The following is a 12997-nucleotide window of genomic DNA, read 5'->3' on the forward strand; positions in this document are numbered from 1 at the left end:
GTTTTAGGAGTCAGTTACGGCTGGTATGCAGTGGCTTGCCCGCTACTGATGGTTAATCTAAAAGGCAAAGGCGATCGAATGTGGTGGATAAGCTGGAGCATTGCCAATATCATCTATGCCACCAGTGCAGGCAGCTTGATTCAACTATTCGCAATCTTCACGCCAATAATCTTGGCATACCACAACCCAACCAAAGACCGAAAGCCAACGGCGATCGAGAAAAAGTTCTTCTACTACTTTTACCCAATCCACCTGGCAGGACTAACAGCGCTGCGAGCAATTCTATAAGGGAAGGCTCAAGAATCGAACTTGAGGGGAGCTTAGGCCGCTGTATTTCGCGGTCTCGCCTAACAGAGCCTAAACTGGGCCATCGCCAAATCCTCCCATCAATATTATAGTGCTGGGGATTCTTCATAGCATAAACTTTTCCCTGCCACTCAGCATTGAAGGAAAAGTTGCGCCTAACTCCGGTTCTGCCCAATTGAGCCGGAAAAGTTGTGCCACTTTCAACCGTAGCAATTACTTCTGCCTCCGTTGCACATCGCTCAATCAATCGTGCTTGAGCATGGGGATGTAATCTAACGCTCACGTTGCTATTACCTCCTTTTTGCCTCTTTATTTTTAAACTAATTTAATTCACCACAGCCGCATATAAGCATAAAAATAAAGGCATGAGTGTCCAACAACAACCTCATTCCATTTACTCCTTAAACTCTTCTAGCGGTTCGTCAAAATCATCAGACATCCAAACCATTCCTTTAGCACTCCCAGCTTTGGATGGCCAGCGCTTCTTATTAACTGCCGGTATCCCTACCAATTTTACAACAGGCTGATTATCTTTACTAATCGAAACTTCTTCACCTCTCATCGCCGCTGCGATTAATTCCAGAAGTTTTTCTTTAGCCTCAATAATGTCTACTATATACATAACTTGTGCCTCCTTAATATCAATCTATAACATCACCATTGTAACTCAATTAGATAAATCCTCTTCCTCCAAATCCACAGGCTGAAACTCTAAATCACCAGGCTGCAACTGAGCGGGAGTAGCCGGAATCGCTGCAATAATTGCATCGATTACTTTCGCCACCGGAATAATCTCCATCCCCAACTCCGGCACCGGTTGATTCTTAGGAATAATCGCCCTTTTGAAACCCAATTTTGCCGCTTCCCTCAGCCGCAACTCTAATTGCGAAACCGGCCGCACCTGTCCCCCCAAACCCACTTCTCCGAGCAAAACAGTGCGCGCATCAACCACCCGATCGCGAAAACTGGCCACAACGGCGATCGCAACTGCCAAATCTGCCGCCGGTTCATCCACCTTCAACCCGCCCACCGTCGCCAAAATCACATCTAATTTAGATAAAGGAATCCCCACCCTTTTCTCCAAAACAGCTAAAATTTGCTGCAATCTAGCATTGTCCACACCAGTAGTAGTGCGGCGCGGCGAACCAAAACTTGCAGGGCTGACTAACGCCTGAATTTCCACTAAAATCGGTCGAGTTCCTTCGCAAGTAACAGTCGTCGAAGTACCGGGAGAAAATTCATCTCTATTCCCTAAAAACAACTCCGACGGATTATCTACTTCTCGCAAACCGTTGGCTACCATTTCAAAAACACCGATTTCATGAGTCGCGCCAAAACGGTTTTTCATCGATCGCAAAAGTCGGTGAGAAGCAAAGCGATCGCCCTCAAAATACAGTACAGTATCTACCAAATGTTCCAAAACCCTTGGCCCGGCCAAAGCTCCATCTTTCGTAACGTGACCGACAATAAATAAAGTAATATTTTCTCTTTTCGCAACCTGCATCAAAGCAGACGTACATTCCCGCACCTGAGCCACCGAACCCGGAGCCGATGTTAAACTAGCAAAATAAATAGTTTGGATGCTGTCAATCACCGCCACATTAGGTTTCAGCGCTTCCAACTCCCGCAAAACAACCTCTAAATCCGTCTCTGGAAGCAAATAGAAATTCTCCGCTGAATTGTCCTCCGAATCCTTTTTAGCTTCCCCGTTACTGCCAGATTTATGCCCGCCGTTGCTTGACAAATCAACCGGATTAGCTACTCCCAAACGCTGCGATCGCAACTTCACCTGCTGGCCCGACTCCTCCGCACTGACATAAAGTATCCGATCCTTGCGGGCCAACATATTCGCCACCTGCAACAGCAGCGTCGATTTCCCGATTCCCGGTTCTCCCCCAATCAACACCAGCGAGCCCGGAACAATCCCGCCTCCCAAAACTCGATCGAGCTCCCCGTAACCAGAAGGCCAGCGAGACTGAGTTTGGTCGGAAATCTGCGATAATCTGAAAGATACCCTTGGTTGACCCTTCGACTTATCAGGGGGCGAACCGCCCACTGTCTTAGTTGTCACCCCAGTTAAACCAGCCCGCGACACACCAGCAGTAGGTTGCTCTAACTGCTCGTCAAAAGAATCCCACTTCTGACAGCTAGGACATCTGCCAAAATATTGTGGTGAATCATAGCCGCATTCCCGACAAATATATTGTATTCGAGGCTTAGGCATTGTTTTATGATAAAGAGTCACCCTTAAAATTTAGAAAAGTCTGAGTTAAAGCACTTATCAAGCTTTCAGACCAATCGCCGCCCATGATTCAATTTGTGTCTTCTATGATAGGGTACAAAAAAATAACATTATCTGAAATGTAACTTAAGGAGTGCTCGGTAACTTGGAAAACCATAAAGAAAAAATTCTGGTAGTCGATGACGAAGCCAGTATCCGCCGCATTCTGGAGACTCGCCTTTCCATGATTGGCTACGATGTCGTCACCGCTGCTGACGGCGAAGAAGCTCTCGAAACATTTCGCAACACCGAACCCGACTTAGTGGTTTTGGACGTGATGATGCCAAAGCTAGACGGTTACGGCGTCTGTCAGGAGTTGCGTAAAGAGTCAGACGTACCCATCATCATGCTAACCGCCTTGGGAGACGTAGCCGATCGCATCACCGGTTTAGAATTGGGCGCCGACGATTACGTCGTCAAACCTTTTTCTCCCAAAGAACTCGAAGCCCGCATCCGTTCGGTACTGCGCCGGGTTGACAAAAATGGCGCTTCGGGGATTCCCAGTTCGGGAGTCATCCACGTCACCAATATTAGGATTGACACCAACAAGCGCCAAGTTTACAAAGGCGACGAACGAATTCGGCTCACGGGCATGGAATTCAGCTTGTTAGAACTGCTTGTCAGCCGTTCTGGAGAGCCTTTTTCGCGATCGGAAATTTTGCAGGAAGTGTGGGGATACACGCCAGAACGCCACGTAGACACCCGCGTAGTGGACGTTCACATCTCGCGGCTTAGGGCCAAGTTGGAAGATGACCCCAGCAATCCCGAATTAATTCTCACCGCCCGCGGCACTGGCTATCTCTTCCAGCGAATTGTCGAAATTGGAGAAGTAGGATAAAGTCAGTTGGCAGTTGGCAGTTGGCAGTTGGCAGTTGGCAGTTGGCAGTTGGCAGTTGGCAGTTGGCAGTTGGCAGTTGGCATTAGTTAAATTACCAACTACCAATTACCAATGACTAATGACTAATGACTAATGACTAATGACTAATGACTAATGACTAAATCTGATCCTAATAAAGTTTTGCGGCAATTGCCCTTAGTTGCAGGAGGTTTAGCAGGTACGCTGCTAATGGTCAACCGCTTGCTGACAGAGCAAATCACAGATTCTCAAGCTCGATCGGACGCTTTGGGAGTAATTGTCAGCGCTCTGCTGATTTTAACAGGTTTGCTGTGGCAGCAGGTGCAAGCGCGATCGCCCGATTCGGTAAAACTTATCGGCGAAGAAGGTTTTGAATTTGCCCCGGATTTGCCGGAGGCGGTGAAAATAGAATTAGCTTGGGCGTCGCGTTTGCTGTTGACAAATACCGCCACAAGGTCGATCGTAATTGTGTATCAGGGAAAAGTCCTATTGCGGCGCGGTATTTTAGGCATCAATCCCGAAGTCAAACCAGGGCCAATTTTGCAGCGAGTTCTCGACAAAAACAAACCAGTTTATTTAGTAAATCTCAATATTTATCCCGGCAAAATTGAATTTGACTATTTGCCAGAAAATACTCAAGGAGTCATCTGTCAGCCTATCGGCACCCAAGGCGTTTTAATCTTAGGTGCTAACGCGCCCCGCAGCTATACAAAACAAGATGAAAACTGGGTTGAAGGGATTGCCGACAAACTCGAAAATACGATCGCTGAGCACCTAAATTCCTAACTTCGTTAATATTACCCACAGTCAGGACATGGCGCCGTGCCGTTTCCCTACAATTAATCGAACGATAGTTACATCCGAGGGGGGCTCATGATTATTTTGGGTAGGGACACGGCAGTGCCGTGTCCTCAGTTGCTAGTGCAACCGGAATTGATATTACATCTAATATCATGTCCGGTCGATCGCTTATATTTATTTGCGAGTGCCAGCTTCTGCGCGAGCGAGCGAGACGCTCGCACTCAAATGATAACTGATTAACCGGATATGATATAACTCAAAACTCAAAACTACTAGCGAGCCCAATCAGTACCGCGCCACATCGTAAAAAACAAAACACTAGAAATCAGCGCGCCCAGCAGCCACTTAACAGCATTTTTAAATAACCCCAAGCGCTGGCTTGACTGAACCGCAGCGCTTTGCGTCTGCAACCGTTCCTTAGCCGGAGTAATTCTCGAAAGAATTTGCTCTTTCAATTGCTGTGGGTTTTGCGCATCCGTTTGTACCCCCAAACGGGTAAGTTCCCCCGCCAAATTCCTTAAATCTTCAGGAGTACCCTTATTCAGCCGTTCTTCCACCTGCTGCAACTGAGCTAATTGTTGGTTTGCTTGAGTAGTAATTTGCTGGTTATTTTGGTTGTTGACGTAGATAGCGCCAAAAATTCCCAAAGGTAGCATCAACAGAAAAACCAAGGCCAGCAGCAGACAGACCCAAGACAAAACCTTCAAAAAAACGTCTTCCAAACGTCTGCGGTCGTACCCTTCTCCAAAAAATATCAGGGCCATTGCCAGTAAAGGAACTGGCACCCGTTCCACTACAGCCCCAATTGTCTGCAATTCCCAGACGCGATTGCCAAAATTTGCTGGTATAAGAACTGCAATCGTATCTAATAAAGACAGAATTAATAGACCGTAGCCAATCCAACGCAGCCTGTAGATAGAAAAACCTTGCTCGCCTTGTAAGTCATTCATAAAATAATCAGAATTGTTGTTAAGAAAAATCTCTCTTGACTCCGCCCAAAAACGGATACTTGCTTTCCGACAACAGCCGTGGAGAGCCAAACATTTTAGACTAAGGTTCAAGCTTGCAGATTCACCTGTCGAGTAAATCTCAAATCTCAAATCTCAAATCTCAAATCGACTGGTTTGAGTCAAGGTTCGGGAAATCGCGGCTGCCACCACCCATACCAAGAAACCCAAGCATTCTCTAGAATTTTTTGGGCATTTTCTGGAGTTGTTTTATCCAAAGGCACAGACATCTGAGTCCACAAACAGCGCCGGTCTTGAATATTTCCCCTACCCAACAGCCAAAACAGAATGCGGTTTGGCTGCCAATCGCGAGTATTTCGATTGTATCTAAACTGTTGGGAAGTTACTGTAGCAGGGCCGCGAGGATTAATACACGAACTCAAATACAGTCGATTTTGCTGTTGCAAAAATCCGTGAAACCCTGCGCCTTGAGTGCTTGCTAATGCTAGTTTACCAGGAGATGACTTGAGAATAGTATGTCCTTTCATCATACCTTCGACATCTCCAATAGTGTCTACCGCATAGCGCATCTCTATTTCTAGAGCCATGCTATTTTTTTTGTATTCATATTTCCTGGCAGCTTTGAATTCTGAATTGTCGCTAAGTTTCAGCGGCGCGCTCTTGTTTAGTTTCCAATCGGCTAGAGGCACCGACTCTGGCAACTCAAACGGGGTAACAATATTATTGCCGATCGATGGATAAAAAAGCAATTTTCCGGCAACCAACAAAACCCCTCCCAAAGTAACAGCCAACAGGGAAATTCTCACTGGTTTCCAATAGGTAATAGCCATTAGCAATTCTGTTTTTCCTTATTTTGGGTTTCGTCTTTCAAAATTGCAAACCAGCAGAATAACCCGAAAAGAAATACAGCAATTATCGAAAAGATTACCGAACCATTTCCTTCGTGCCAGTATTTAAATGCTTCGGGTTGAGATAGCGATACCAGCACGGCCATGAGAGCAACTCGCGCGGCATTAACTAGAAATGCAGTAATTACGGCCACGAATGGCAGTACAATTTTCTGACCCGTAGTGGTAGGAAACATCAGCAAGAAAACCAGAGCTAGTCCTAACAATTGTAGCATCGCATTTACGCCGGAACAGCCGTGATACACTTCCACGCTGCCCTTTTCCAGGATTAGAAAAACCCCTTTCCGCACCACTTCAAATCCTAGATAGTGGAGGAGGAAAGCTGAAAATTTTGCTGTTAATAGGGCGACATCAACGAATACTCCGATCAATCCTGGAGGAATAGCTGTATAAGCAAGAATTAGAAGTTCCTGCCAATATTGTTTCAGTCCTTTTGTTCCCGAAGCCAGCAATGCTAGACTGATTCCCGACAAAAAAGGCGTTGCTCTGATAAAAAAGTCGTATCCCGATATCGACGAACTTTTGAGCAATATTAAAGCAATTAACGATGTCCCAAAGAAGCTGGCGAAAACTCCGCTTTCAAAAGTTAAGGATTCGTGCCTTTCCCAAATGAGAAATGCTACGACTCCCCAAAACAGTAACATTGTACCGAACAAGTCAGTGTCGTTTGTTCGGGAAGTCAGAGTTAGGTGTAGGGCAATCAAACCGGAGGCGATGCCTAACAGCCAGTATTTAGGTTCTTGGATGTGCTTGAGCCAGTTTATTTCGGTCATTGCTGCTTTTTGTTTTTACTAAAAGCTTCTAAAATGCTTAATATTGTAACTCTATTAAAATTATCAGCTACAAACACTTGAATTTATGCGTTTGGGGTGATTTTTAACTAAATCTTCACAAAGATTGACAAGGGCGAATGTGTGTGATAGTTACCTGCACCTAATTAAATCTGAAGTTAGGCGCTCATACCAAAGAAAACAGGTTTTTTAAGTGCGATCGATCGCACTTAACGACAGATTTTCGTCCCTCAAACCCGGTTTCTGCCCTTGGAGTTTAAATGTCAAGCTTGAAGGCAAGACAGAAACCTTTCTGGACGCACTCTTGAGCTTAAAAACCAGTTTTTACCGGTTCTGGTTTTTGGTAGCCCGTGCGTCCAGGAGTAGATTAATTAGAGTAGACTTTCCGGTAGTAAGTTTGATATTCCTCCGAAAGCAGGGGTTCCCACCACTCCCGATGGGCTAAGTACCATTCTACAGTCTGCCGCAAACCTTCTTCAACGGTTACTGAGGGAGTCCAACCTAACTCAGTTTTAATTTTGCTGGCATCAATAGCGTAACGCCGATCGTGCCCCGCTCTGTCTTTGACAAATGCGATCAATTGTTCGCAAGGACGGGCGGGTAAATCCTCAGCTAATTCGTCCATTAGCTGGCACAGCATTTTTACTAAATCGAGATTTTTTACCTCGTTGTTACCGCCAACATTGTAGGTTTCCCCAGGTTGGCCGCGGTGGATAACGACATCTAAAGCGCGGCAGTGGTCGAGCACGTAGAGCCAATCTCGCACGTTTTGACCGTCGCCGTAAACTGGCAGCGGTTTGCCCAATAACATATTGATGCACATTAACGGAATGAGCTTTTCTGGGAAGTGATAGGGGCCGTAATTGTTGGAACAGTTGGTGATAATTGTCGGGACGCCGTAGGTGTGGAAATAGGCGCGGGCGAGGTGGTCGCTGCCAGCTTTGGAGGCTGAGTAGGGACTGTTGGGCGAGTAGGCAGTTGTTTCTGTGAAGGCTGGGTCATCGGGGCCGAGACTGCCGTAAACTTCGTCGGTAGAAACGTGGAGGAAGCGCATTTGTGCTTTGAGAGAGGCCTCATCAATTGCTTCAAAATGCTTGCGGAAGGCTTCTAAAAGCGTGAAGGTTCCGACAACGTTTGTTTGAACAAAGGCGGCAGGCCCGATAATTGACCTGTCAACGTGGGATTCTGCGGCAAAGTGGGCGACTGTGGTGATGTTTTCTTCTTTGAGCAAGGTATCGACTAGGGTACGATCGCAAATATCCCCCTGCACAAACCGAAAATTTTCGCCTCCTTCCAAAGTTGCCAGGGTTTGTCTGTTTCCGGCGTAGGTTAAAGCGTCGAGTACGACTACTCGATCGCCCGGATAGCTGCTGCACCAGTGATGCACGAAATTCGAGCCGATAAATCCAGCCCCGCCCGTCACCAACAATCGGCGAGGGGCTCGCTCAATGCCTTGATTCCCGCTGTCTGTCATAAAAATAAGAGTTTTTCCAATAACTAAGCCTTTTCAAAAGTAGCCTTAAAAGTAGTTTGTCACCAAGTGTTTGCCAGCCTGTAACTAAATTTTCTACTGTCTCGCCTCAGATTTTGTAATTTGGGCGCGATCGCGCATATTGCTTCACAATACTTCAAACAATTCCGTTCAGTTAGTCAAAACGCTTACAGAGCAACCATTGCAGATTTTTAAGCTGGCAATTTAAAATTTGAATTGCGTCAGGCTATAGTTGAAATTTGCGATCGATCCGCGATTTGGAGGGCGCGCAGAGTTGATACATTTGTAAAGAGCTGTTACCATTAATTTTTTAATTATCCTTTACAATCTCCAGAACACCATGAAGAAGTTTCAAGTGTTAGCTGGCATTGCTTCCGTCGCCGCGATCGCAAGCAGCATCGCCATCGGTGACGCCGCATCTGCTTTCCCCTGTTCCTACAGCAAATCTGGCGCGGCTAAATCTGGTTCTGCGACAACGATCCTGGGTTCCGGCGGTTCGGAGCGCATGAATCCGTGGAAATCCTACAAAACAGCAGCTCTCGGTTTGCTGGGTTTGGCCGGGCTTGGGGGCGCAGGTGCGGCCTACATGAGCTACCGCGCCGGCAAGCGCGCTTCTGCTGCTTGCGCTGCGATGACCGATAATTTTGAAGTTTTTGAAGAGCCGATCGATCCGATCGCAGATGCAGGTGTAGCTGAGCCAGCAGATGCGGTTGCAGCCGTTCGCGAACACCCGGAAGCTCCGGGCGGCGAGCTGGATTTGCCGGTTTCGCCAGTTGCCGAGTTGAGTTCTGAAATTGCGATCGAACAAGTCCAAAGCGCGATCGTCAAATAGTTATCTCAAACCAAAGTATTCGCTCAAAAAACCTCCAATCTTCCATGATTGGAGGTTTTTTGAGGTAAAATTATCTACCGACAATTTCCTGTGATATCAATTCCGGTTGTGTCGGAATTAATTTTACCCGAAATCAGGACACGGCGAGTGCCTTAGTCCCTACAATCGATCGCGGTAGGGAAACGGCACGGCGCCGTGTCCTCTATCTCATTCCGGCGCAGCCGGAATTCATACGATCGCGATCGCGAAGCACAGCAAACAATAGACAAATGAATCGATAGCGCACAATCTCATATTCCGGCCAAGCTCTCGGAGCGCGGAATTAATACTAATTTAAAAAAGTCTGGCTAAAATTCTCAATCTCATACCAATTATTAAAAGTCGCAGTTCCCCGTCAGGAAAAGCCAGTGCTATTTCCCTACTGTATTTGCTCCGATTGAAAACTGCGATAAAATTAGATGACTCAAAGCGAGACAGTACGGTGCGGAGGCGATCGCTCAAAATGCCCTCGATATCAATCTGAGGTTAGACGGCAAGAGTGAAATCGCCTGCTATCGTTGGAAATATAGCCCTAGAAATTACAACTATAGGTTATTATGAATGCTTGGCGCGATCGATTCAATCAATTTACAGGTAAAACTCGACTGGCAGTTTGCCGGGTGTTCGTTCACCTAACAGGCGAAGAAGTTGCACCGCTGTTAGGAGTTCTCAACCGCACCGCCAGACAAGCAATTGATGCCGATGGCGACGTAGCAGTCTTAGGAGAAGGTCTTGTAGAAATTTGCAATCACCTGTTGCAGTACGACAACTACTGGCAAGCAGCAGCCAATGAAGGCGATGTTTTTTGGAATGAAGGCGAAGCCGGCGATTATGTGGATGAACTTTTCACTGATTCAGCCGAGCGCTATCTCAGCGAGCCTCAATACAGCACATCTGTTTACGATAAAAATTCCCCCTTGTCTTTGCCGGTAACTAGAAATGTCGTAGTGATGCTGACAGTTGCTTATGAAGGCGAAGTTCCTGCCCTAGAAACAGACCTCGCTGACATCAGCGCGCTGAAAGTCGGTTTAAAAGCAATGATTAATTTAAATTACCAGCAAAGGCTCCGAGCTGTGCAAGTTCACTTTTCTCCCGCACAGTTGGGAGACGAACTTACCAGCGACCAAGTGTTGGTCAATTTCCCAGAACTTATTCCCCTTTAAAAACTAGAAAAATCCCAACCATCGAAGCGGCGAAGAGAATTCGCTCAGACAAAAAAACGATGTCTATAGCAATCCTAAATGATTCAGATAAATTTGTAGGGGTAGTGCCTTTCTTTGCCTACCCCCTATCTATCGGGCAACCACAGGGGGATTGCCCCTACAATAATTATGTAAATGATTTAGGATTGCTATACTCCAAGCGGACGAGCAGAAAAGAGGGAAAAGAACACAGGTTTGTAGTGATGAGGGAATTCCTCAAGCTGGGAATAAATAAGAAATCAAGTTATGACTTCAAGCTCGATTAGCGATAGAATGTAAATCGAGTCGTTGATAATTACCAATTACCTTGATTCAGGACACGCAATTCACAGAACCCGGGCTAGAAGTTGTTTGCTTCTTCCTTTTTCCTTACTAATTACCAATAACTATTTATGATGATGCTGCGAAAACTGACAATTTATTTAATGGCTTTAACTTTGTTGTGGACGGCAACCGCCTGCGGTTCTCCTACCCCACAACCTCCTGCCAATCCGGCTGCAAATAGTAATGTTAACACGGTTCGTCCTGCGGCCAACAATAACTTGGCTCAAGGTCAATATCCCGTACAGCAAGCTACCTACAACGATGCGGATGGTGAATACAGTTTAATGTTGCTGAATACTCCCGCAGGCAGTCCCCCAGTTTACCGCACTAGGGATTTGCAAATGGCTCGCTTAACGGATGAAGAAATATCGGCAGGCAAGAAAAGTTATCTAAATCTGGATAACAATAAAGCGGTTTTGCATTTGACAGAAGATTTTAAAATTGAGTACGTTCACAACGTGACTGAAACTGTCACTAACCCTCAAACCGGTCAGCCGCAAACCGTAGTAGTGAGACAGCAATCTGGCTTCTGGGCACCGTTTGCTGGGGCTATAGCCGGTCAGGCGATCGGCAGTTTGTTATTTAGACCGCAATATTATATGCCGCCAGTCTATCAGCCGGGAATTATGACAGGATATGGCGGCTATGGCAATACTTACGGTCAAGCTGTTAACCAATATCAAACTCGCTACCGAACTCCGCCTCCTGAGGTGAGAAACCGTCAAGTTTTAAGGACGACCGGCCGCTTGCGATCGCCCACGTACAACCAGCCAGTAAGACCCTCAGTACGTCCAAATCCCAGTAATAGATCGACCGGTTCGGGTTACGGCGGCAGCACTTTGAGGCGATCGCCGCAGCCGCGTCAAAATCAATACAAGCGGCAGCCGAGTTTTGGTAGTGGCAGGAATTCTCGTCAACCCAGTCGGAGCGGTTCTTTCGGGAGTGGCAGAAGGCGCTGAGTTGAAGATTGCAAAAATCAGCAACTGAGGATCGGTAAAAGTAGATTTTATCTATCCTCTCGATGCCACGCCGCCGCAGGTATCGAGAATGAAAACTTTGGAATAATTGATTTAGCCTTATCTGTTTCTCCCAGACCAAAAAAATATGTGATTTAATTTCTACATTGGTATGTAGGTGACAATATGTCTTCTTCACAACCCCCGTCAGGGGAAAGAAATCCTCTAGGATTGGATGAATTGATTGCTATCTTGGTTGCCTTCGGCACGATGGGAGCAATTTTATTTTGGGTAACAGGTAAAAATCCCGATCGATTGAATGCCAGAAATTGGCAATTTCCAGCCGTTTTCTCTCAACCTGCTGTTACGCCCGCGAACCCGGAAATATTAACGCCTGCGCCGCCCAATTCGGATTTGCGATCGCCCGCTACAACCCCCGTTCCCTCAAAACCGGATGTCGCACCTGTGGCACCTTTAGGGCCAGTTGTACCGGCAACTCCTCCGGTGGGTGTAATCGTTGTTCCTCCCAAGCCAATTGCGCGATCGACTCCCGATCCGGCAATTACCAAACCCAAAGCGGCTAAACCAAAAGTTGGGCCCGTTAGATTCTCCGATATTCCTGACAAATATTGGGCGGGCCCGTTCATTCTAGCTTTAGTCGATCGCAAAATTTTTGCTGATTCCACCGACAACAAATTTCGGCCCGACGAACCGATGACGCGAGCAGAACTAGCGCGGTTAATTCAGCGAATGTCCGACGACAAAGAGCCGATCCGAAAATCGATTGATTTTAAAGACGTAAAAGACAAAAGTCCTGCCTCTACTGCGATCGACCACACCGTCAAAACTGGATATCTTAAAGGATACCCAAACAATGAGTTCCGTCCCGAAAAACAGATTCCGCGTGTCGAAGTAATCGCAGCTTTAGCAAGCGGTTTGAGCCTGAAACCATCAACAAAAGCAACCAAAACTTTACGAGTTTATACAGACAGGGCAAAAGTGCCGAAATGGGCAGTTAACAAAGTAGCATCAGCCACAGAAGCTGGCATTGTTGTCAACCACCCGAAGCGCACACTTTTGCAGCCGAATAGAATAGCAACTCGCGCTGAAGTAGCAGCCATGATTTACCAAGCTATGGCCAAAAAAGGTCAAGTACCTGCTAAGGCTTCAGAGTATGTTGTGAAGCCTTTAAAGTCGTCCAAATAGTATTTTAGGGGCGTTGCTCATCGGCCGCCCCAAAA

General features: G+C 46.6%; 13 protein-coding genes. 7 read left to right on the forward strand and 6 right to left on the reverse strand.

Annotated features, from left to right (window positions below; all coding sequences use genetic code 11):
- Nucleotides 1–288: TraX family protein (locus QUA99_RS15265; protein ID WP_333238087.1), on the forward strand; the 288-nt coding region annotated here is incomplete at its 5' end.
- Nucleotides 289–700: 412 nt separating this feature from the next.
- On the opposite strand, the gene QUA99_RS15270 is transcribed toward QUA99_RS15265, so the two are convergent.
- Nucleotides 701–928, reverse strand: a complete 228-nt coding sequence (locus tag QUA99_RS15270) for a type II toxin-antitoxin system prevent-host-death family antitoxin (RefSeq protein WP_333238089.1) — start codon at nt 926–928, stop codon at nt 701–703.
- A 45-nt stretch (nt 929–973) separates the two neighbouring features.
- Nucleotides 974–2530: a DNA repair protein RadA gene (gene radA, locus QUA99_RS15275; protein ID WP_333238092.1), complete on the reverse strand. Its 1557-nt coding sequence runs from the start codon at nt 2528–2530 to the stop codon at nt 974–976.
- A 163-nt stretch (nt 2531–2693) separates the two neighbouring features.
- Here radA and rpaB point away from each other — a divergent pair, with 163 nt between their 5' ends.
- Both rpaB and QUA99_RS15285 read left to right on the forward strand, forming a co-directional pair.
- Nucleotides 2694–3425 carry a response regulator transcription factor RpaB gene (rpaB, locus tag QUA99_RS15280; RefSeq protein ID WP_071587789.1) on the forward strand — a complete coding sequence of 244 codons (732 nt, stop codon included), beginning with the start codon at nt 2694–2696 and terminating at the stop codon, nt 3423–3425.
- 153 nt (nt 3426–3578) lie between these two features.
- Nucleotides 3579–4229, forward strand: coding sequence for a cofactor assembly of complex C subunit B (locus QUA99_RS15285; RefSeq protein WP_333238094.1), 651 nt, complete (start codon nt 3579–3581; stop codon nt 4227–4229).
- A gap of 287 nt (nt 4230–4516) precedes the next feature.
- Here the strand turns inward: QUA99_RS15285 and hpsJ-A are convergent, their stop codons facing one another.
- From hpsJ-A to rfbB, 4 genes are all read right to left on the reverse strand, one after another.
- Complete coding sequence (gene hpsJ-A, locus QUA99_RS15290) at nt 4517–5194, reverse strand: HpsJ-like protein, cyanoexosortase A-associated (protein ID WP_333238096.1); 678 nt, start codon at nt 5192–5194, stop codon at nt 4517–4519.
- Nucleotides 5195–5373: 179 nt separating this feature from the next.
- Nucleotides 5374–6042, reverse strand: a complete 669-nt coding sequence (locus tag QUA99_RS15295) for a cyanoexosortase A system-associated protein (RefSeq protein ID WP_333238099.1) — start codon at nt 6040–6042, stop codon at nt 5374–5376.
- Nucleotides 6042–6893, reverse strand: coding sequence for a cyanoexosortase A (crtA, locus tag QUA99_RS15300; RefSeq protein WP_333238101.1), 852 nt, complete (start codon nt 6891–6893; stop codon nt 6042–6044). The genes QUA99_RS15295 and crtA overlap by 1 nt, the downstream gene beginning before the upstream one ends.
- A 385-nt stretch (nt 6894–7278) precedes the next feature.
- Nucleotides 7279–8385, reverse strand: coding sequence for a dTDP-glucose 4,6-dehydratase (rfbB, locus tag QUA99_RS15305; protein ID WP_333238104.1), 1107 nt, complete (start codon nt 8383–8385; stop codon nt 7279–7281).
- A 358-nt stretch (nt 8386–8743) separates the two neighbouring features.
- Here rfbB and QUA99_RS15310 point away from each other — a divergent pair, with 358 nt between their 5' ends.
- From QUA99_RS15310 to QUA99_RS15325, 4 genes are all read left to right on the forward strand, one after another.
- Nucleotides 8744–9235 (forward strand): hypothetical protein, encoded by a 492-nt coding sequence (locus QUA99_RS15310; protein WP_333238108.1) that lies wholly within the window; start codon nt 8744–8746, stop codon nt 9233–9235.
- A 596-nt stretch (nt 9236–9831) separates the two neighbouring features.
- On the forward strand, nt 9832–10437 hold the full coding sequence (locus tag QUA99_RS15315) for a DUF1517 domain-containing protein (RefSeq protein WP_333238110.1): 606 nt from the start codon (nt 9832–9834) through the stop codon (nt 10435–10437).
- A gap of 434 nt (nt 10438–10871) precedes the next feature.
- The gene (locus QUA99_RS15320; RefSeq protein ID WP_333238198.1) at nt 10872–11759 is read left to right on the forward strand and encodes a hypothetical protein; all 888 of its coding nucleotides are present in this window, start codon (nt 10872–10874) and stop codon (nt 11757–11759) included.
- Between the two features lie 183 nt (nt 11760–11942).
- Nucleotides 11943–12962 (forward strand): S-layer homology domain-containing protein, encoded by a 1020-nt coding sequence (locus QUA99_RS15325; protein WP_333238113.1) that lies wholly within the window; start codon nt 11943–11945, stop codon nt 12960–12962.
- Nucleotides 12963–12997 lie beyond the last annotated feature (35 nt).

The sequence above is a fragment of the Microcoleus sp. F10-B2 genome (assembly GCF_036704965.1).
Classification (GTDB): Bacteria; Cyanobacteriota; Cyanobacteriia; order Cyanobacteriales; family Microcoleaceae; genus Microcoleus.